The sequence below is a fragment of the Streptomyces sp. NPDC093586 genome, assembly GCF_044764905.1.
Classification (GTDB): domain Bacteria; phylum Actinomycetota; class Actinomycetes; order Streptomycetales; family Streptomycetaceae; genus Streptomyces.
Map to the genome: position 1 here is coordinate 1 of NZ_JBIWJA010000035.1, position 20,317 is coordinate 20,317.

Annotated in this window: 15 protein-coding genes and 5 pseudogenes; 10 read left to right on the forward strand and 10 right to left on the reverse strand. The window is 70.4% G+C overall.

The genetic code is table 11. The features are described 5' to 3' along the window. Positions 1–230 precede the first annotated feature (230 nt). The 3 genes and pseudogenes from ACIRFH_RS28515 to ACIRFH_RS28525 form a co-directional block, all read right to left on the reverse strand. Positions 231–527 (reverse strand): annotated as a pseudogene (locus ACIRFH_RS28515) (transposase); the annotation flags it as partial. Between the two features lie 4 nt (positions 528–531). After that, positions 532–1,731 carry an IS30 family transposase gene (locus tag ACIRFH_RS28520; RefSeq protein ID WP_403526918.1) on the reverse strand — a complete coding sequence of 400 codons (1,200 nt, stop codon included), beginning with the start codon at positions 1,729–1,731 and terminating at the stop codon, positions 532–534. Positions 1,732–2,020: 289 nt separating this feature from the next. Then, positions 2,021–2,479, reverse strand: a pseudogene (locus ACIRFH_RS28525) (IS3 family transposase); the annotation flags it as partial. Between the two features lie 412 nt (positions 2,480–2,891). Between ACIRFH_RS28525 and ACIRFH_RS28530 the strand changes: the two are divergent. Further along, positions 2,892–3,257 (forward strand): annotated as a pseudogene (locus ACIRFH_RS28530) (LuxR C-terminal-related transcriptional regulator); the annotation flags it as partial. On the opposite strand, the gene ACIRFH_RS28535 reads toward ACIRFH_RS28530, so the two are convergent. From ACIRFH_RS28535 to lanKC, 4 genes are all read right to left on the reverse strand, one after another. After that, the gene (locus ACIRFH_RS28535; protein ID WP_403526746.1) at positions 3,183–5,183 is read right to left on the reverse strand and encodes an ATP-binding cassette domain-containing protein; all 2,001 of its coding nucleotides are present in this window, start codon (positions 5,181–5,183) and stop codon (positions 3,183–3,185) included. The pseudogene ACIRFH_RS28530 and the gene ACIRFH_RS28535 sit on opposite strands and share 75 nt — an antisense overlap. After that, complete coding sequence (locus tag ACIRFH_RS28540) at positions 5,173–6,888, reverse strand: ABC transporter ATP-binding protein (RefSeq protein WP_403526749.1); 1,716 nt, start codon at positions 6,886–6,888, stop codon at positions 5,173–5,175. The genes ACIRFH_RS28535 and ACIRFH_RS28540 overlap by 11 nt, the downstream gene beginning before the upstream one ends. A 133-nt stretch (positions 6,889–7,021) precedes the next feature. Continuing rightward, on the reverse strand, positions 7,022–7,162 hold the full coding sequence (locus tag ACIRFH_RS28545) for a SapB/AmfS family lanthipeptide (RefSeq protein WP_403526752.1): 141 nt from the start codon (positions 7,160–7,162) through the stop codon (positions 7,022–7,024). Beyond that, a complete protein-coding gene (lanKC, locus tag ACIRFH_RS28550) occupies positions 7,159–9,789 on the reverse strand; it encodes a class III lanthionine synthetase LanKC (protein ID WP_403526755.1) in 2,631 nt (876 codons plus the stop codon). Before lanKC ends, ACIRFH_RS28545 begins: the two co-directional genes overlap by 4 nt. A gap of 366 nt (positions 9,790–10,155) precedes the next feature. Between lanKC and ACIRFH_RS28555 the strand changes: the two genes are divergently transcribed. After that, positions 10,156–10,491 carry a transposase gene (locus ACIRFH_RS28555; RefSeq protein ID WP_403526758.1) on the forward strand — a complete coding sequence of 112 codons (336 nt, stop codon included), beginning with the start codon at positions 10,156–10,158 and terminating at the stop codon, positions 10,489–10,491. Positions 10,492–10,502: 11 nt separating this feature from the next. Here the strand turns inward: ACIRFH_RS28555 and ACIRFH_RS28560 are convergent. Further along, positions 10,503–11,252 (reverse strand): annotated as a pseudogene (locus ACIRFH_RS28560) (ISAzo13 family transposase); the annotation flags it as partial. A 111-nt stretch (positions 11,253–11,363) separates the two neighbouring features. Between ACIRFH_RS28560 and ACIRFH_RS28565 the strand changes: the two are divergent. The 8 genes and pseudogenes from ACIRFH_RS28565 to ACIRFH_RS28600 all read left to right on the forward strand — a co-directional run. Next, positions 11,364–11,705: a transposase domain-containing protein gene (locus tag ACIRFH_RS28565; RefSeq protein ID WP_403526761.1), complete on the forward strand. Its 342-nt coding sequence runs from the start codon at positions 11,364–11,366 to the stop codon at positions 11,703–11,705. Between the two features lie 322 nt (positions 11,706–12,027). After that, positions 12,028–12,690 (forward strand): DedA family protein, encoded by a 663-nt coding sequence (locus ACIRFH_RS28570; protein ID WP_403526764.1) that lies wholly within the window; start codon positions 12,028–12,030, stop codon positions 12,688–12,690. Positions 12,691–12,779: 89 nt separating this feature from the next. Beyond that, on the forward strand, positions 12,780–13,979 hold the full coding sequence (locus ACIRFH_RS28575; protein ID WP_403526767.1) for a sensor histidine kinase: 1,200 nt from the start codon (positions 12,780–12,782) through the stop codon (positions 13,977–13,979). Next, a complete protein-coding gene (locus tag ACIRFH_RS28580) occupies positions 13,979–14,614 on the forward strand; it encodes a response regulator (RefSeq protein WP_403526921.1) in 636 nt (211 codons plus the stop codon). The genes ACIRFH_RS28575 and ACIRFH_RS28580 overlap by 1 nt, the downstream gene beginning before the upstream one ends. Before the next feature lie 410 nt (positions 14,615–15,024). Next, positions 15,025–17,280: an MMPL family transporter gene (locus ACIRFH_RS28585; RefSeq protein ID WP_403526770.1), complete on the forward strand. Its 2,256-nt coding sequence runs from the start codon at positions 15,025–15,027 to the stop codon at positions 17,278–17,280. A 180-nt stretch (positions 17,281–17,460) separates the two neighbouring features. Continuing rightward, positions 17,461–17,781 carry an AbfB domain-containing protein gene (locus tag ACIRFH_RS28590; RefSeq protein WP_403526773.1) on the forward strand — a complete coding sequence of 107 codons (321 nt, stop codon included), beginning with the start codon at positions 17,461–17,463 and terminating at the stop codon, positions 17,779–17,781. A 375-nt stretch (positions 17,782–18,156) separates the two neighbouring features. After that, positions 18,157–18,963, forward strand: a complete 807-nt coding sequence (locus tag ACIRFH_RS28595) for an SAM-dependent methyltransferase (RefSeq protein ID WP_403526776.1) — start codon at positions 18,157–18,159, stop codon at positions 18,961–18,963. A gap of 161 nt (positions 18,964–19,124) precedes the next feature. Continuing rightward, positions 19,125–19,280 (forward strand): annotated as a pseudogene (locus ACIRFH_RS28600) (IS30 family transposase); the annotation flags it as partial. A gap of 62 nt (positions 19,281–19,342) precedes the next feature. Here the strand turns inward: ACIRFH_RS28600 and ACIRFH_RS28605 are convergent. Both ACIRFH_RS28605 and ACIRFH_RS28610 read right to left on the reverse strand, forming a co-directional pair. Continuing rightward, a complete protein-coding gene (locus tag ACIRFH_RS28605) occupies positions 19,343–19,540 on the reverse strand; it encodes an integrase core domain-containing protein (protein WP_403526924.1) in 198 nt (65 codons plus the stop codon). Between the two features lie 377 nt (positions 19,541–19,917). Further along, on the reverse strand, positions 19,918–20,097 hold the full coding sequence (locus ACIRFH_RS28610; protein ID WP_403526779.1) for a transposase: 180 nt from the start codon (positions 20,095–20,097) through the stop codon (positions 19,918–19,920). Between the last annotated feature and the right edge of the window lie 220 nt (positions 20,098–20,317).

Here is a 20,317-nt window from a genome sequence, read left to right on the forward strand (position 1 = left end):
GCTTCACGCCTGTCTACGGCCGAGGTTCCCACGACCGACCCGCCCACAATCTGGCGCCTCAGCCACCACGTGGTCATTTCACTGAGAAAACGTCACTGGTTCGGCACTCTGGCCGGCTGATGTCCGATGGGGCGGTTACGGTCTTGGCCACGGTGCGGAGGGCGCTGCGTGGCGCGGAGGGGGAGGGAGCGGCGACTGTGAGGTTGATTCCTGGGAGGGGACACCGGGTTTCACGCGGCGCGCGACAGCGTACGTGACGTGATCAGTTGCTGTTCGAACTCGGCTGGTGTGAGGTAGCCGAGCGCGGAATGCCGACGGCGCCGGTTGCAGTACGACAGCCAGTGGAACAGCTCGAGCCGCGTCTGTGCCTTCGAGGTCCAGCGCCTCCCGTGGAGCAACTCGCGCTTGAGGCCCTGGAAGAACGACTCGGCGAGGGCGTTGTCATGGCTCGAGCCGGCCCGGCCCGTGCTGCGCCGGATGCCGTGCCGACGGCACACCTCGGCGAAGGTGGCCGCGCTGTATTGGGCGAGTTCAACCGGTCGTTGCAACACCGGGCTGCTGTAGTGAGCGTAGCTGCTCCTCGAAGACCTCGGCGGGGGTCTTCCAACCGAGGATCTTGCGGGGTCGGTTATTGATCGCCAGGGCGACGGCTTCGAGGTCCTCGGCGGACCACCGGGACAGGTCGGTGCCCTTCGGGAAGTACTGACGCAGCAGCCCGTTCGTGTTCTCGTTCGTGGGTCGCTGCCAGGGCGAGTGCGGATCGGCGAAGAACACCTTCGTCCCGGTCTCGAGCGCGAACTGGGCATGCCCGGAGAGTTCTTTCCCGCGGTCCCAGTTCAGTGTTTTGCGGAGCTGCTCGGGCAGCTTCGTCATGGACACCATCAGGGCAGTGTTCATCGCGACGGCGCCGTAACCGCCCAACGCCGGGCCGTTCTTCACAGGCGGCACCTCGCCCCAGCCCTCCATCCTCGGCAGATGCACCAGGAGGGTGGATCGGCTGCTGCGCTCGACGAGCGTGCCGATCGCAGGCCGGCCCGTCCCGATGATCAGATCGCCTTCCCAATGCCCCGGGACCGCGCGGTCTGCGGCCTCTGCAGGACGTTGACTGAGGACCACATCCGCGGTGACGTGCCCCTGCGGCTTGTTCCGTGACCTCGACCGAGGCTCTCGAAGCGCCCGCCCGGTGCGCAGGCAGGTGACCAGCTCACGCTTGAGCGCACCACGGCCCTCGATGAACAGCGACTGGTAGATCGCCTCGTGGCTGATGCGCATGGACTCATCCTCGGGGAAGTCGGCCTTCAACCGGTGCGAGATCTGTTCCGGGCTCCATGCTGTCGCCCACCGCCTGTCTTGCTGGTGCGGCTTGTTCAGCCCCTTCCACGGAGGCGTCTGCGGTCCCGCGACGACCGTCCCGTCAGGCCGGTGAACGTTCCCGGAGAGCCGCTCCTGAACGTATTGGCGCAACCGGTCGTTGCCCAGAAGCTTCGCGCACTTCGGGCGCTTGGCCGCCTGCTGGGCCTTCCACTGGGCGACCGTCGCTCGGTACTCCTGCTTGCCGCCGCGCGTGGCGGCGTTGCGGCGCAGTTCGCGAGAGATTGTCCCGGGGTCACGCCCCAGGGCGCGGGCGATCTCGCGCACGCCCTTGCTCATCGCCCTGAGGATCGCAATCTCCTCACGCTCCTCGACCGTGAGGTAGCGGCCCGAGGGCTCGGCCAACGAGATCGGCGGCATGCCGCCAGCGTGACGAAACCACCTCGCACCCACCGGCCACGACACGCCAACTGCCAGCGACGCCTCCACCGTCGTGACCCCCGTGGCGATCAGTCGCCAGAACTGGCGCTGCACGACGCGAGACGGATCAGGCCGCCCCGGCGAACGCATCGCCGGCCGCAAAGCACGGTCGGCGCGCCACTGCCGACGCCGCCCCTCCGGAACATCGCTGGTCTTCAAACTCCAGTGCGCCGTGGCCACGTCGCACACCTCCGAGATCAGGGTGTTGCGACGACCAGTTGAATTCACCTTGAGCGCCCCTGTCGGTGTGGAAAACGACGCCGCGGACCCGGTTGCCGCGGGCGGCCACGGTCATCTCGATCGCGTCGGTGACCAGCGAGGTGCGCAGGTGGTCGGCGATCGACCAGCCCACCACCCTCCTCGAGCAGATGTCGATCACTGTGGCGAGGTAGAGCCACTTCGCGCCGACGGCTGTGTACGTGATGTCGCCGCACCACCTGGTGTTCAGCGTGTCCACGGTGAAGTCGCGTATCACCAGGTCCGGCGCGGGCGGCGCGGTCCTGTCCGCGGTCGTCGTCCGTTTCTTCTTCCGCAGGTGCCGGCCGACGATGTGGTTGATCCGCATCAGCCGGGTGACGCGCTTGCGGTTGATCCTCCGTCCCCTCGCCCGCAGCTCGGCACGGACGCGCGGGGCACCGCAGGCGCCATGGTGTTCGGCATGGATGGCGCGGATCTCGCTCACGGCCGCCATGTTCAGACCACACCGGCCAGCGACCACCTCGTCAATGAACCGTACGTCCCATCATCCGTACGGGTGATTCTCGGTCTTGCCGAACCCTGGCCGTTGTGCAGCGGCGAGTAACCGCTCGACGACCCGGGCAGCACATGGGGCGAGGGGATGGTTCAGGGGAACTGTTGAAGGACGGGGCGTGATCCGGGTACTTCTGGTGCACGACGAACGTCTGCTGCGGTCGGCTCTCGCGGACCGGCTGGCCCGGGAATCTGACCTGGAGGTTTTCCATACGCGGTGGCGCACGGCGTCGGCTCGAGCGCGCTCCTTGTCTCCGGACGTGTGCGTAGCGGACCTGAACTGCTCTGATCCGTACAACATGCCTCCTCTTGGAGAGCTTCAGCGTGCAGGGCCGTCTCCAGCCCCCAGGATGGGGCGAGGAGACGGGAGCGGGATCGGTCCGGCAGAGGACCGCCGGCATCCGTCCGGTCCCGGTCCTTGCCGATTGCTGGTGCTCGCCACCGCGAACAAGCCGGGGCCGCTGCGGCACGCGGTTCAGGCGCACGCCTTCGGTTACTTCAACAAGGACGGCACCGTGGAGCAGTTGCTGACCGCCGTCCGGCTGGTCGCCGACGGTGAGCGGTTCGCCGACGACTCGCTCGGCTTCGCCTTCCTCAAGGCCGCGCGAATGCCGCTGACGCAACGTGAACTGAATGTGCTGTCACTCGCTGTGGAAGGTGCCACGATCACGGAGATCGCCGACAGCCTCCACCTGTCCACCGGGACCGTGCGCAACTACATGGCGGCCATCACCCGTAAGACCGGTGCCCGTAACCGGGTCGACGCCGTACGCATCTCCTTGGAGGAGGGCTGGGTGTGAGCGGTCGGCCCAGCTCCCCGCGAGGTCGCGGTAGAGCGGGGAGCGCGCGAGCAGTTCCTCGTGGGTACCGCAGTCGGTGTGCGTGCCGTCCATGACCAGGATGCGGTCGGCGCGGCGAGCCGCGCTGATGCGGTGTGCGACGACGATCAGTGAACCGCCGGGGCGGGCGGTGAAGGCCTGCTCCGCGCGGGCTTCGGCCGCGGGGTCGAGGTGGCAGGTCGCCTCGTCGAGCAGCACGAGGGGTGCCGGCACGAGATGTGCCCGCGCCAGTGCCAGCAGTTGCCGTTCCCCGGCGGACAGTGAACGTGGATCCACCCGTCCCTCCGGTCCTCCCAGGCGGCCGACGAGCCCTTCGGCCCCCACGGCGGCGCACGAGGCCAGGAGGGCGGCGTCGGGGAGCGGTTCGGGACACAGGTACGAGACGTTCTCGCGCACGGTCCCCGAGAACACGTACGCCTCCTGTGGCACCAGCACCCGCAGGGCCGCCCGTTCCCGCGGCCCCAGCCCGCGCACGTCCCGGCCCCACAGCCGCACCTCGCCCTGGTCCGGTGCCAGCATTCCCGCGATCAGCGCGGCCAGGGTGGACTTCCCGATCCCGCTGGGCCCGGCCACGGCGAGATGCCCGCCCAGGGGAAGAATGAGGTCCAGACCGCGCAGTACGGGTTCGGCGTGGGGGCCGTAGGCGAAGGTGAGGCCGTGCAGAGAAACCGCGGGGTGGTCCGCCGCGGCATCGGGCGGTTGCCGCTCAGGGGGAACTGCGGTCTCCGGGCGCTGCGGGCCGGGGTTCAGCGGGTCCGGTTGCCCGGCCGACCCGCAGCCGACGGCCGTTCGCGTCCCGTCGCCCTGTCCGGTGTGTCGGCGAGCGGCCCGCAGCCGCGTGTCCTTCGCGGGTACGGGCCGCGGGGCGGCCCCGCTCGCACCCTCGGGCGTCAGGCGGCGCAGGACGACCGCGAGGCGGGCTGAGGCGGTGCCGAGGGACAGGATGAGATTCTCGAGGGCGGGGAGCAGGGACTGGGTGAGGTAGGCGAGGGCCGCGACGAGGGCGCCCGGTGTGACGCCCCGGCCGAGCAGCCAGGGGGCGGTACCCAGCAGGAGAACGACGGGCAGGTGACCGGCGACACCGACGGCCAGATCGCGCAGCGTGCCCCAGCGGGCCAGTGCGCGGGCCGTCCGCAGCTCCCCGTCGATACGGGCGTCGGCGCCCGCCGCCACCCATGGCTGGGCCCCGGACGCCTCGATGTCCCGCAGCCCCGCCACCACGGCGCCCAGGTCCGCCGCGATGGCCTCGTCGGCGGCCAGGAACTCCTCCTGGCGCCGGGCCAGCGGCCGCAGCGTCGCCACGAACAGCAGGAGGCCGGCGGCCAGTGGAGGGATGACGATCAGCAGCAGGACGGGTGCCAGCGCCAGCAGGCCGGCCAGCGCCGCACCCGCCGAGAGCACGAACGTGCGGGACACCAGCAGCAGGTTCGCGAAGGTGTCGCGGGCGATCTCCGTCTGATGCGTCAGCCGGGACACCGCCGCCCCGTCCGCGTCCCGCAGCGCGCGGTGCACGACCCGCCGTACGAGGTCGTCGCGCATCGGCTCGGCGATCGCGGCCAGCGCCACGTGCACCCGGTCCGTCCCGACGCCTCCGAGCACCGCCGAGATCCCGGCCGCCGCCAGCCATCCCATGCCGGTCCCGGGCCGACCGGCCAGGAATCCGTCGTCGAGTGCGCGGGCGAGCGCGTATCCGAGGAAGAAGCTCTGGGCCATCTCCGGCACCGACCAGGCGAGCAGCCATAGCACGGCCCGTGGTGTGCGGCGCAGGTGGGGCAGGACGGCCCGGACCGTCTCAGGCGGCATCCACGGCCTCCTCCGCGAAGACCGCCCGGTAGGGCGCGAGGCGCCACAGGTGCGCGTGCGGCGCCACCGCGCGGACCGCACCGTCCTCCAGCCACACCACCAGGTCCGCGCGTGCCGCGGTGGAGGCGCGGTGGGCGACGATCAGGCAGGTGCGTGTGCCGGCGCCGAGCAGGAGTGCGCGGGACACCTTCAGTTCGGTGACGGCGTCGAGGCTGGAGGTGGCGTCGTCGAGCACGAGCAATCGTCCGGCGTGGGCGAAGGCCCGTGCCAGGCCGAGGCGTTGCGCCTCTCCGCCGGACAGCGGCGCGTCGGCGCAGGCCGTGTCGTAGCCGTCGGGCAGCCGGCGCACGAATCCGTCGGCGCAGGCGGCGCGGGCCGCGTCGACGACGGCTGCCTCGCCGGGGTCGTGGGTGCCGAACGCGATCGTGCCGCCGACCGTGCCGCCCAGCAGCGCGGGGCGCTCGAACGCGTACCCCGTCTCGCGGCGCAGCGCCTCGCGGGTGAGTGAGGTGAGCGGGACGCCGTCGAGGAGCACCGTTCCCGTGTCGGGGTCGGTGAGTCTTCCCGCGAGGGTGGCCAGGGCCGACTTGCCGCTGCCGGAGCGCCCGACGACGGCGACCGCGGTACCGCCCGGAAGCCGCAGATCGATTCCGCTCAGTACCTCCCGGTCCGCGCGGCGCGAGGTGACGCCGACGAACTCCACAGTGCCCTTCCCTGGCGGAAGCCGCGTGATCGGTCCGTACGCCGTGACGGGCACGTCGAGGACTTCGCCGAGCCGCGTCGCCGCGTTGCGGCCGCGCACCAGGGCGCTCACGTGGCCGACGAGTGCTCCGGTGCCGGTGGCCAGGACGGCGTACCGCCACGCGGTCAGCATGCCTCCGACGCTCAACTCCCCGGCTGCGACCCGCAGTCCGGCGACAGCCAGTACGGCGATCTGCAGCAGCGGGAGGAGCACGGCGCTCTGGGCGCTGGAGCGGCCCAGGACCCGCCAGAGCCGGTGTCCTTGCCGGGACATCTCGGCCAGGGGTGCGAGGACGCGGGCTGCGTCCCGCTCATGATTGCCGGCGGCGGCGATGGTACGGATGCCGCGCAGGGCCTCGGTCAGACGTCCCGCGATCTCGCCCTGGGCCCGCAGGTAGCGGGTGCCGCTGTCGCCGAAGGTACGGGCGAACACTTTGAGGAACAGGGCCAGGACGGGCATTCCGGCGAGCACGACGAGGGCCGTCCGGACGTCGGTGAGAGCCAGTGCCGCGATCCCGCCGAGCGGAGTGACGGCGGCGGCCAGCAAGGCGGCGAGCGCTACCGGCACGGTCCCGGCCTGGGCGGCGTTCCCGACGAGCCGCGCCACGAGGTCGCCGTGCGCGAACCGTTCACCCGCGCGCGGTCCGGAGTCGAGAAGGTGTCCCAGGACTCTTCTGCGTATCCGGGCCGTGGCCTGTGCGCCGCCCACGGCGGCCGTCACACCGTCGAGCGCGCCCAGCGCCACAGCGGCGACGGTGAGGCCGGCACACGTGGCCAGCCACGTCCCCGCCTCGCCGTGCCGTCCGGTCAGCAGCAGATCGAGGGTCCGTCCGAGCACGGCGGGCAGCGCGAGCTCGGTGACGGCCAGCAGGACGCTGACCACCAGCACGGCAGCCGCGGGCGCCGCGCTGTGCCGCACGGTCTCCCGCAAGAACCGGCCTGCCGTGGAGGGCGGTTGAGACATGGGGGTCCTCCTGGCTCGACTGGCATCGGCCGGCCGGCCGGCCGGCCCGGCCCGGCATCCCGCCGGCCCCGGTCGGCGCGGGGCGCTGTCCGGGACCGGCGGGGGGCCGGCCTCAAGAGAGGCGTGGGTCAGGTCAGCAGAGGAGGAGGCTCAGGAAGCTGGCACCACCGCCATCGCAGTGCTTGCTGGCGGCGCTGTGGTTGCCCTCTGCGGCCTCCTCTTCAGAAGGGACTTCGAGTGTCTGGAGATCGAGGAGTGGCATGTCGATCGTCATCCTTTCCGTGGTGACGGGGATTGCTGTGTCACGACCCTGGTCGGGCCGGTCCGTGTGCCGCCGGGTGCCCCGGCGGGCAGCGGCGGCAGGAAGGGGAGCGTGGCCGGGTGCTCGGCGCGTGCCGCGCCGAGGGCGAGCAGACAGCCGGCGGTGCCGGTGGCGAGGTCCATGGAGAGCCGCATCATCTGGTCGCCGGGGAAGGCGAGGCCGCCCTCGTACGGCACGGCATACCAGCCGAGCGCGTCGATGTGCGCGTCCACGTCGGCGCGCGGCGCCCCCGTGCGGGCGAGGTGCAGGATCATCCCGGCACGCCCCTCGAACAGGCCGGGCTCGGCGTAGTAACGCGACCGGGCCGCCGGCAGGATGTTCCTTCTGGCCTGCGCGAACTCCTCGTCGTCCGGTCGATGGGTGAGGTAGTCGTCGAGGACCGTGCCGATGCCGACGCTCCCCGTCGCCAGGTACGGCATGGTGCGGAACCCTTCGTCCACGGCGAGGGCGCCGGTGCGGTCCTGTACACAGCGGGCCAGGTCGGCGCGGAGCGCCAACGCCGCGTGGTCGAGGAGTGCCGGATCGCCGGTGGACTCGTACAGCCGCAGGAAGAACAGCGCGGGTCCTGTCGCCCCCCGGAGCAGGCCCGCGCGCTTGCCCGCTGCGTGGTTCCTCTCCGTGAGGATGCGGGCTGCCGTCAGAGCGTGGTCGTGCAGTCCCGGCTCGCCCGTCGTACGGGCGAGGTGGTCGAGGGCGAGTCCGAGGCCCGCGAGTCCGCCGTGCAGGTCGGATCCGAGCGTCTGCCATTTCTCGTCGAGGACATGGTCCATGAGGTCGAGGGCACGGCCGGTGTGTCCGAGCCGGTCGAGGAGGTACGCCACTCCCGCGAGCCCGTCGTAGAAGCCGAGCGATGTCCCGTCGGGCGGCGGGTCGGTGTGGTCCAGGAGCCATTCCTCACCCTTCTCCCAGCGTCCGTGGCCTGTCTCGTCGAGGGCGTAGAGGACCCCGGCGGCGCCGTACGCCATGCCGAGGCCGCCACCGTCCGTGAACTGGGCGATGTCGCCGGGGAAGAGCCGGTCGTCCCGCTCGGGTGTAGCGGAGCGGAGGATCGCTCGCACCATGGAGGCGGGACCTTCCGGCCGCTCCGACGGATCGACGGGCAGATACGCCACCGCGCGGGCTTTTCCGTCGCCCGAGATGACCCGCACCGCCCCGTCGATGAACGATCGCGGCAGGTCCGGGAACTGCCCGGCCGCGATATCGGCAAGATGGACGGCCTTGGCCCGGTCGATGGTGAACAGGGTCGTCATCGGCAACAGGAGCGCGATGCGCAGACAGGCCAGAGCGTAGTGGTCGATCTCGTAGCCCTTGTGGTCGGCCGGTGCGGCGAAACCGGGATGGGCCAGAGTCTGGCCGCGATGCTCCTCGACGGGCGTGGCGGCCTCGAAATCCAGCAGCCGCACGGTCCGTTCGTCCGGGGCGAGCATGATGTTGAAGGGGTGCAGATCGCCCACGACCAGTCCGCGTCCGTGCACGGCGGAGACGGCGTTTTCGATGGCACGGTGCACATCGAGCACCCAGTGGGTGTACTCGGCGAGGGCGTGCGGATCGGGCTCCGGCCGGAACAGGGGATGACGGCGTGCGATGAGGGAGTGCAGGGGGCGGCCGTCGAGAAAGTCCATGGCGAGGAAGCGGTGGTCGTCGAGCGTGAACCAGTCCCGCACCTCGGGCGCGACGCCCAGCCCCCCGAGCCGCTCAAGGGCTGCCCTCTCCCGTTCCAGACGGGCCACGGCGTCCGCCCCGTCCCCGACGAGACCCGCGTACGGCCGGGCCTCCTTCAGGACGACCTTCGCACTGGTGCGTGTATCGGTGGCCTCGTAGACACCGCCGCCATTGGAGAAGTGCAGTGCCCGTTCGACGCGGTACGGCAGAGCGTCGGTCGAGGTGGCGTTGCGCGCGTCGAGGTGCGGGCGCAGGAACTCCGGGAGCGCCACCCACTCGGGGGGCCGGAAGGCAGGGCCCCGTCGGTCGGGGACGAGCCGGCCGTCCGGGTTCTCGATGGCGGGGACGATGTCGCCCTTGTCGTCGACGCAGTTACGTGGGGCGAACGCGCCGTAGCGCACGTACAGGGGGCCCTTGTTCCAGCGCAGGTCGCTGAGGATGTACGGCCCCGGCTCCCCGTCCAGCAGTTTCCCCAGCTCCTCCAGTATTCGGCGCAGTTCGGTCTCGTCGGCCGGATAGAGGGTGGCGAATTTGCCGCTGGAGCTGCGGCCTGCGTACTTGGAGTTACGCAGGTACAGCAGCTGAGCGCTGGGCACGAACTTGAAAGGAATGCCACGCGGTATGCAGTAGTCCCACACCGCGGCGGCGGCCCTGCTGGCGTTGTCGAGACAGGCCGAGACATGAATCTTCCAGCCTTGGGCCGGGTGCCGCCTCTGCCTCGGCCCGCCCTGCTCGTCGACCGGCGCCATGTGGAGCCAGTCCCCGGAGACCGACGATCTCCATCCCTCGGGGACCGGCCGCCGTGCTGCCTCGAAGGGGCCGGCGGCGCCCTTGCCGCCGCTGGACTTGGGCAAACGGTCCGGCGTCTCGTAAAAGACACGATCGGCGAGACAGTACACCTCGTACCGTTTGTCCATCTGCCCCTCCTCGTCGAAAGGTGTGGAACCGAGATTCCCACGCCGTCCAGGGGATGGACCGTGCGAATATCATGAATTTCAGTGTGCAAAACTCACAAGGTAACTTCTGTTCCCCAGTGTTCGATCAATAGGTGATTCCCTTCTTTGTCGCCGAGTACGGCATGGGCCTTGGAATCAACGAGCAGTTTCAGGGAGACCACAGCGCCGGATCCGCCGCGGGACCATCCCCGCGGGTGCGGGGAGCAATGAGCTTCTTCAGCGTTGTCTCTCCAGGGTGAGGGCCGTGACGGCGATGGGGCCTCCCCCTGAGTGGTGGACACGCTGATACTGGATCTGCTTGATCCGGAGGAAGCGAGAAGACCGCCGATGGCGATGAAGGACTACTCGGACGAGTTCAAGGCCGATGCCGTGACCCTGTACGAGTCCACACCCGGGGCGACGTACAAGAGCATCGCCGCCGACCTGGGCATCAACCAGGACACCCTGCGGAACGGGGTGCTGCGTGACCGGGACCGCTGCGGCGTCGGCCCTGGCACCGCACCGGTCACCGGGCCGGCGACGCCGTTCTCGGAACCGGACGAGCGGATCCGGCAGCTGGAGGCCCGGGTGGTCGAGTTCGAGGCAAGCGAGCGGAAGCCGGCGACCGAGCGGGACATACTGCGCAAGGCTGCGAAGTGTTTCGCCGGGGAGACCAACTGGTGAGGAGCCGTCGATTAACTACTGCCTGACTTGATGTTGCTTTCGTAGTCGGTGATTGCGATCCGGAGGGCTTCGAGTGTGCGGGGCGGGTGGGTCCGTCTTGGCCCGGCGAGGGCCGCGTCGAGGTCGGGGGCTGCAGCGAAGGCCAGCAGCGGGATGGTGCGGTGGGCGTGGTGGCTCAAAGTGTTGCGGTCGCGGCCACGTAGTCGGGCCGCCAGGGTGAGGGTGACGGTGTTGCGGCGGCTCAGGACGGCGGCCGGGACGCGGTGGCGGTGGTCGAGGAAGCCGAAACCGGGGTTGTAGCCGTGTCGGTTGATGCCCTTCCTCTGCTCACGCTCGGCCTCGGTCAGGACCCGGCGGAAGGGTTCAAGATCCTCCACGAGGTGGTCGAACCGCTCGCGGGACAGGCCGGTCAGGGCGGGATGCGTGAGCAGGAAGGTGGCCTCGGCCGGGATCGGCGGCGCTTTCGCCTGCTCCGGCTCGGCCGGTAACGCTTGCTGAGGGTCGCAGGGGACGATGGTGTAGTTCCACCCGCCGTGGAACTCGTCGCGCTCGACCCGCTCCATGATGGCCTCGCGTTCGGCCTTGGTGAGCACGCGGCCGGTGGGGCAGCCGTTCTCGTCCAGTGCGGCACTGACGGTCAGTCCGGTGCTGGTGCGGGTGGCCGAGATGGTCTGCGGCACCACTTCGTAGCTGGTCAGCGGCTGCCCGCGCAGGCTGTGGGTGATCCGGGAGAACAGCCGGTGTTCGACCTGGTTCCATTTTGAAGAGCCGGGTCAATGCCGTTGTTTGAAGGTTCATCGAGTTCGTGGTGACCGGTTGGCCGTTCGGCCGTTGTTCCCGGTGTGCATCCGTGGACTGGATTATCGGAGCGAGTGCGGCTGGGAGTGATCACGCAGTGGGTGACCCCCGAGCTGGTGGGCGAGGTCCTGGCGGAGTGCCGTAAACGGGACCGTAGGCCGGGCGCGCTGCCGGCTGTGTTCATGGTCTACTTCACGCTCGCGCTGGCGCTCTTCCATCAGGACTCCTACGACGACGTTGCCGAGCATGTGGTCGGCGGCATACCGGAGTTGAGCGCGAGCATCCCGCACAAGGCGTCGTTCACCCGGGCCCGGGAGCGTCTGGGGCCGGAGGTTCTGGAGCAGCTCTTCCACCACTTGGCCGGCCCGCTGGCCCCGGCGGGACTGAAGGCTCCTTCTACCGGGGGATGCGCCTGACGCCGGTCCCGCCGCCGGCGCGTCCCCGGCGGACGGGCGGTGAGTCAAGGCCTTCCGCCCGCAAGGGACTCGAGGGACACAGGGGGCGAGGACGGCCAGGCCGGAAACGGGGCGTCCAGCGCATGCCGTTCCGCCGGCACCGTGCTGCCGATCCCGCGCCCGGGGCACCCCGGGCCCTGCGGAAAATCGCAGGGCCCGGGGTGGGGGAAACCGCACAAGTTCGACGGCTACCCGCATACCGGCACCGAGCTGGGATTTCTAGCGTGGTCACCGGATCGCGGCACCAGCCCGCGGCGTGCGCCTCGTATCTGGAGACCTCGAGATGGACCACATCACCCTTGCGCTGCCACAGGAGCCCGCGGACGGCATCGCGGGACGGGCGGCCGACCTGGTGGACGCCATGGGCGCGCCCGGCGCCGGCCTCGCCGTCGCCCTGGAGAACCTCTTCCCGCCGCTGCCCAGCGAGATCATCCTGCCGCTGACCGGCTTCGCCGCGGGACAGGGCGTCATCAGTCTCTTCGCCGCCCTGTTCTGGACCACCGTCGGCTCCGTGGTGGGCGCCGCCGCCCTCTACTGGATCGGCGCGCTGTTCGGCCGCGAGCGCATGCACGCGATCTGGGCCAGGCTGCCGCTGGTCAAGGCGTCCGACTTGGAGCGGACGGAGGAGTGGTTCGCCAGGCACGGCACCAAGGCCGTGTTCCTCGGCCGCATGGTGCCGCTCTTCCGCAGCCTCATCTCTGTGCCGGCGGGCCTGGAGCGCATGCCGCTGCCGGCCTTCCTGACGCTCACCGCCCTGGGCGGCCTGGTGTGGAACACCGTACTGGTCATGTCCGGCTACTGGTTGGGCGACCAGTGGGACACCGTCGAGGGCTACATCGGTGTGCTGAGCAAGGCCGTCCTGGTCCTGGTCGCCGCCGCGCTCGTCTTCTACGTCGTGGTCCGGCTGCGCTCCCGCGGCACAGTCCAGCACCGCCGCACCTCGTGACCGGACCCGTCCCCGCCGAGGCCGAACGATCTTGCCCGGGCTGCGCCGCCCGACTACGCTCGGCGAGCGTGCAGGGGGATTCGGCGGACATGACCACCCAGCCCCTCCCGACGGCGCCAGGAACCGCGCTGCCGGGAAGCGAGCCCGCGGCGACGTCGGCCCCGGCGCTGCCGCTGCGGGCCGCCGGAGTCCTCCTCGGCTGTCTGACCGCGCTGCTGGGACTGCTGTACTTCGTCGTCGCCGGAGCCCCGCTCGGTCCGCTGTTGCTGTGGCCGCGCACCCGGCGGCGGGCGTTCGCCGTCCTGACCGCCGGGGCCCGACGGCTGACGGCGCTCGAACGGCGGCGCCGCTCGGTCTTCTTCGGGGACCGCTTCCCCGACGGGCCCGTGCCCGACCAGCACATCCTGCGCTACCTCGCCGCCCGCACCTACTCCGGTCTGATCACCGGCGTCGTGCTGGGCCTGCTCGCCTTCGGCGCGGTCCTCGCGGGCCTGCTCGTCGCGAGCCTGGTCCGGGGCACCCTCGACTGGGGGGAACTGGCCACCCAGGTCCTGCTCGGCGGGGTGCTGCTCTTCCTGGACGTGCAGGGCCTGCTCTCGCTGGGGGCGCTCGACGCGCGGCTGGCCCGCGAATGCTTCGGTCCCTCCGAGCGCGAGCTGATGCAGCAGCGCATCGACGAACTGGCCGCCAGCCGGGCGGCGGTGCTCCAGGCGGTCGACACCGAGCGCCGGCGCATCGAGCGGGACCTGCACGACGGGGTGCAGCAGCGTCTGGTGGCGCTGGCCATGCTCCTCGGGCGGGCCCGGCGCGGTGGCCGCACACCCGAGCAGGCCCGCAGTCTGCTGGAGCAGGCCCACAAGGAGTCGCAGGAGGTCCTCACCGAGCTGCGGGAAGTGGCCTGGCGGGTGTATCCGACGGCGCTGGACAATCTGGGGCTCCAGGAGGCGCTGGCCGGGGTGTCGGAACGGTGCGGCATCCCCGTCCGGACCGACTTCGCGCTCGCCGGGCCGCTGCCCGCGTCCGTCGAGACCGCCGCGTACTTCGTCGTCTCGGAGACGGTGACCAACGCGGCCAAGCACTCGGCCGCCACGGAGATCCAGGTGAGCATCCGCACGTACGGGCCGGTCCTCGTCGTCCGGGTCGAGGACAACGGCGTCGGCGGCGCGAAGCCGGAGGACAGCGGGCTGACCGGCCTGCGCAGCCGGGTCGGTGCCCTGGACGGCCGACTGCACGTCCACAGCCCCTACGGGGGACCCACCACGATCACCGCGGAGCTGCCGTGCGCGTAATGCTGGCCGAGGACTCGACCCTGCTGCGGGAGGGGTTGGTCCGGCTGCTCACCGAGGAGGGCCACGAGGTCCTCGCCGCGGTGGGTGACGCCGTCGCCCTGTTGCGGGAGATCGAGGCCCGGCAGCCGGACATGGTCGTCGTGGACATCCGGATGCCGCCCACCCACACGGACGAGGGACTGCGGGCGGCGCTGGAGATCCGCAGGCGATGGCCCGGCGTCGGGGTCCTGGTCCTGTCCCAGCACATGGAGCGCAACTACGCGGCGCGGCTGCTGACGTCGAACGCGGAGCGGGTCGGCTATCTGCTGAAGGACCGGGTCGCCCAGGTGGAGGAGTTCCTCGACGCGCTGGAGCGGATCCGGGCGGGTGGCGCCGCCATCGACCCGGAGGTCGTACGGCAGCTGGTGATCCGCACGACGCACAGCGATCCGCTGGCCCGGCTGACGCCCCGCGAGCGCAGCGTCCTGGAGACGCTGGCCCAGGGGCACACCAACGCGGCCATCTCGGAGAAACTGCACATCTCCATGAGCACGGTGGAGAAGAACCTCAACATGATCTTCGACAAGCTGGAACTCGCGCACACCACCGGCTACAACCGCCGGATCCTGGCCGTGCTGCGGTATCTGGAGTCCTGACGCACGTCGTCCGGCTGTGGTCCGGCGTCACGAACGCCGACTTCAGGAACATGCTGCTGGGTGAGGACCGTCCTCTCCGTTTTCTCCCCCTCGGCTGTCGTCACGTCGCGGCAACTAATCAATTGCCGAGGGATGTACGTCTGCCATTCGATAATCCTCAGGGGTAGTACGGTTTCCCGCAGGTCCCACCCTGCGGTTTTCCGCAGGGTGGGACCTGCGGAAAGCAACGGTCACCACGACGGTTTACCTCGTATCCGCCCGCTGCCCGCGTACCTAGCGTTTTCCCCGTCGAGTTCCGGCCGGTTTCCAGGGCCGGACCTGCAGCAACGGAAGGAAGCAAGGTGCGAAAGAAACCGGCAACGGTTCGGATTGCGCGATGGAGTGCCACGCACCCGTGGTCCGCCATCGGCATGTGGGCCGTGTTCGTCGCCGCGTGCCTCTTCTTGGGTGGAGCGGCCGGGACGAACGCGATCAGCGACGAGGAGTCGGGGGTCCGCGAGTCGGGCCGGGCCGGCAAGATCGTGCATTCCGGTGACTTCCCCGAGAAGGCCGAGGAGAACGTACTGATCACCGCCGAGGACGGCGGGAGGCTGGACCCGGCGGCCGGCCGGGAGGCGGCGGCGGACGTCGTCGAGCGGATGAAGGCGCTCGACGAGGTGGAGAGCGTCGGCGACCCGTTCCCCTCGCCCGACGGCAAGGCGCTGCTGGTCCCCGTCACCATGAAGGGCGACACGGAGAACGCCGACCAGCGGGTCCAGCCGCTGCTCGACGTCAGCGCGTCGGTCCAGGACGACCACGACGGCCTGCGGGTCGACGAGGTGGGCACCGGCTCCACGGCCAAGGGACTGTCGGAGACGCTCGGCGAGGACTTCAGGAAGGCCGAGTTGATCAGCCTGCCGCTGACCCTGCTCATCCTGCTCGTCGTCTTCGGCGCGATCATCGCGGCCGGCGTGCCCGTGGTGCTGGCCCTCTCGTGCGTCGGCGCCGCCATCGGACTGTCCACGTTCGCCTCCCACGTGCTGCCCGAGACCAGCGCGGTCGGCAACGTCATCCTGCTCATGGGCATGGCCGTCGGCGTGGACTACTCGCTCTTCTACCTCAAGCGGGAGCGCGAGGAGCGCCGCGCCGGGAAGTCCCACGTCGACGCGATCGAGGTCGCCGCGGAGACCTCCGGGCACACCGTCGTGGTGTCCGGCACCACCGTCGTCGTGGCGATGGCCGGCCTCTACCTCGCCGACGAGGCGACCTTCGCCTCCCTGGCCACCGGCTCGATCATCGTCGTCGCGGTCGCCGTACTGGCGTCGCTGACCGTGCTGCCCGCCCTCCTCGCCAAGCTGGGACGCTGGGTCGACAAGCCCAGGGTGCCGTTCCTGTGGCGGCTCACCATGCGCTCCGGCGAGTCGAGGGTGTGGCCCGCGCTGCTGCGTCCGGCGCTGTCCAGGCCGGTCGTCACGCTGGTGGTGTCCGTGGGCGCGCTGCTGCTGCTGGCCGTGCCGGCCCTCGACATGAAACTCAAGCAGCCGGGCTCCGACGACCTGTCCCGGGACATCCCCGTGGTGCAGGCGATGGACCGGCTCACCGAGCACTTCCCCAGCAAGGGCACCGTGCACCAGGTCGCCGTCCGGGCGCCCGCCGACCAGGCCGGCGAGGTGAGGTCCGCGCTCGAGGGCCTGCTGGAGCGCACCGCGAAGGACGGGCGGTTCGCACACGACTCCACTCCGACGATCAAGGAGTCCGCGAACCACCGGGTCCACACCGTGGACGTGGGCACGCCGTACGCGCCGAAGAGCGAGGGCGCCCGCGACTCCCTGGACCTGCTGCGCGACTGGGTGCCGCAGGCCATGGCCGACGTGCCCGACACCGAGAGCGCGGTGGGCGGCAAGGTGGCACAGGGCGTGGACTTCACGGGCCACCTCGAGGAGCGCATGCCCTGGGTGGTGGGCTTCGTCCTGCTGCTGACCTTCGTCACCATGGTGATGATCTTCCGGTCGCCGGCCGTGGCGCTCTCCGCGATCCTGCTGAACCTGCTCTCCGCCGCCGCCGCGTTCGGTGTGCTGGTCGCCGTCTTCCAGAACACCTGGGCGGAAGGGATCCTAGACTTCACCAGCTCGGGCGCCGTCGTCTCCTGGCTGCCGCTGTTCCTGTTCGTGGTCCTGTTCGGGCTGTCGATGGACTACCACGTCTTCGTGGTCAGCCGGATCCGCGAGGCCGCGCTCGAGGGCGCTACGACCAAGGTCGCCGTCCGTGAGGGCATCACCCGCTCCGCGGGCGTCGTGACCAGCGCCGCGATCGTCATGGTCGGAGTGTTCGCGATCTTCGGCACGCTGAGCATGGTCGAGTTCAAGCAGCTGGGCGTGGGTCTCGCGGCGGCCATCCTGCTGGACGCCGTGATCATCCGGATCTATGTGCTGCCGGCGCTGATGACGGCGCTGGGCAAGTGGAACTGGTGGCCCGGCAAGGTCTCCGGCGGCTCCGGTGGACCGGCCTCCGTCCCGGACCGGGCCGAGTCCGCCCGCCGCCACCCTGAAGAGCAGCCCAGGTACGCGAGCTTTGCCTCCCCGCAGCAGTACGGGCAGCCGTACCAGCAGGGCGGCCGTCCGCAGCAGGAGGCCCAGCCCGGCCGGCACCGTCGTGATGCCTCACGACCCGACTACTACCAGCCGTAGAGCCAGGTCCCTCCGTCGAGGAGGGAGGGACGCCCGTCGCCCCCGGACGGAGACGACCCTCCCTCCTCGCTTCGGACCGTCCCGTCGTCCTCGTGCGACTGCAGGCCGGGGCGGGGCTCGTACCGTGCCCGGGAAGGTCCGGCACCCCGGGGCCCTGCGACGAGCACCGTAGACCCTCCCATGGCCGACTCGCAGTTCCGGGTCGTCACCGGACTCGCGGGCAGCGGCACCGTCTCTCTCGCTCTCTCGAGTCGGCCGACTTCCCCGGCTGCTTCCCGCGCCACAGGAACCTCGAGGCGTGGGCGGGAGAACGACGGCACGGCGCTGTTCCGCGGTGACGCGTCCTGGGTGGCCCGGGCGGGCCCCGCCGGCGCCACGGGGGTGTCGTACGAGTCGTACAACTTCCCGGGCCACTTCCTCCGCCCCTACGAGTACCTGCTGCGGGGCCAGGTTCCCGGCACGGCGACCGACCGGGCCGACGCCACATTCGTCCTGCGGTGAGCCACGGCCGTCGTGACGTGCGGGCCGGACGTCACGGCGGCAGCGAGCCGGGTCCCGCACCTTGCGAGGGGGCCGTCGGGAATCCGGGGCCCGGCAGCGTCGCGCCCGCTCGTCGGCGACGGGACCGGTCCGGTCGACCAGGGTCCCTGATCCGGTGCCGGCGCGAGGGCCGGCGCACGACAGCAGGGCCCCTGGCTCGCGGCCGGAGGTGAACGGCGCTCCCACAGCAGGCGGCGGTATCTGTCGAAGCCGCAGCCCCGGTCGACGTACAGGCGGAGCCGGACGGATTCCTGGTCCCGTCTGTGACGAAGGACAACTCCCGTGCGTATCATGCGGATTCAATCCGCGTGTCTCGTGGGACAGGAGTCAAGCGACATGATGATGCCCTCCTCAGGGCCGGTCCGGCCGACGCCGGAGATCGACACCTCGGTACCGCACTCGGCGCGGATGTGGAACTACTGGCTGGGCGGCAAGGACAACTACGTGGCCGATCAGGAGGCCGCCGAACAGTTCCAGGCGGCCTTCCCCCAGATCGCCGAGAACGCCCGCGCCTTCCGGGCGTTCCTGGGCCGTGGTGTCACCTACCTCGCGGCGGAGGCGGGGATACGGCAGTTCGTGGACGTCGGCACCGGTCTGCCCACCGAGAACAACACCCACGAACTCGCCCAGCGGGTGGCGCCGGAGTGCCGCATCGTCTACGTCGACAACGATCCGCTGGTTCTGGCCCACGCCCGGGCCCTCCTGGTCGGCGCCCCCGAGGGCGCCACCGACTACCTCCACGCGGACCTGCACGAACCCGAGACCATCATGAAGGCCGCCCGCCAGACCCTCGACTTCGAGCAGCCGGTCGCACTCATCCTCAGCGGCATCCTCGGCCACGTCATGGACGACGACGAGGCCCGCGACCTGGTCCGCCGCCTGCTCGCCCCCCTCCCGTCCGGCAGCCACCTGCTGGTCTGCGACGGCACCGACACCAACGAGGAACTCCGCTCCGCCCAGCAGGAGCACAACGATCGCACCCCGGTCCAGTACCGCCTCCGCACCCCCGAGGGAATCGCCTCCTTCTTCGAAGGCCTCGACCTCATCGCCCCCGGCGTCGTCTCGTGCACCCAATGGCGCCCGGAACCCGGAGCCCCGGCCCAGCACGTCGACTCCTACGGAGCCATCGGGCGCAAGCCCTAGCTCGGCGTTCGACCTGGGGCGGGTCACACACCTCACGGCGATCACACTTCTCCCGCCCGGATCCGACGGCGGATTCAATCGGTCGTTGCAACACCTCGTCCTCGGAGGTGTTGACGGGCAGGCAGGCAGGGTGGGTGGCGTCGTCGACTGGATGGTCGCCGATGAGGTCCCCGGGTGCGCCGGCGCTTCGGCGGGAGGTGGAACGTCAGTTCTGGCGGGAGATCGCGAAGGGGATGCTCGCCGAGGAGTCGGCAGCTGCGGTTGGCGTCTCCCGGGCGGCGGGTTGCAGGTGGTTCCGTCACGGTGGTGGCACGCCATCAACGGATCTTGCTCCGCAGTCTGAGCTGCCCCGAGTCCCGTAGAGTCCGGTGATCTTGTCTCAGGCGGACTGCGGGGCGGCTTCCTGTTGTCGCCACCAGTCGCGTTCGTACTCGGCGGGCGGTACGTAGCCGAGGGCGGAACGGAGTCGTTCCTCGTTGTACCGGGTGACCCGCTGGAAGATCGCCCGCTCGACCTGGCCGACGTCTCGCCACGGCCCCTGCATCTCGGTCAGCCCGGTCTTGAAGGTGCCGTTCAGGACTCGGCCATCGCGTTGACGCTCCTATATAGATGTCATAGCTGTCCGCGACGGAGCCGACCGACGCAAAGGCGCCGCTCCCGGCGAGTCGGCCGGTGCACCGAAATGAACACGCATCGCGACCCGCGGTCGCTGTGATGAACGAGACCGGAGTCCTTCTTGATCCTCCGCCTCCCGGCGCCGTCTCCAGGACATCCAGCGGAAGTTCAGAGCGCATACGGTTCGCGACCTGCCAGCCGACGACCATCCGTGAGAAGCCGTCCAGGACAAACACCGCATACGCCCAGCCCGACCACGTGCGGGCATACGCCATATCCGCTGCCTCAGCTCCGCTCCTTCTTTGCGGAGTTGCTTCAACTCCTCGAGCCCGGCGGTGGTCAGCCGGTCGTCACGCTCGCCGGCGTCGCGTCCGCCTCGGCCCGGCGAACCCAGCCGCGCAAGGCCTCCTTGTGGATGCCCAGGTCCTTGGCGACATGCGCGATCGGCCGACCCGTCGTGCGGACCTCGCGGACGCCACGCTCACGGAGCTCGCCCGGGTGTTTACGTGGTGCTGCCACTGCTCGTGGTTCTCCTTCGGACCAGGATCACCAGCCTGACTTCAGAAGCCGTTGCAGTATCGATCTTGGTGGGCGTGAGTTCGAGGTCCCTGACTCGGTCGGGTGGTCTCTGTCGGGCCGGGCATGAGAGCGGGGCCTCCCGTACAGCTCGTGGGTGTCGAATCCAACCGAGCAACAGGAGGCCCCTGGTGCTGCAGTCTTCCGTGCCGACGCCGATGGC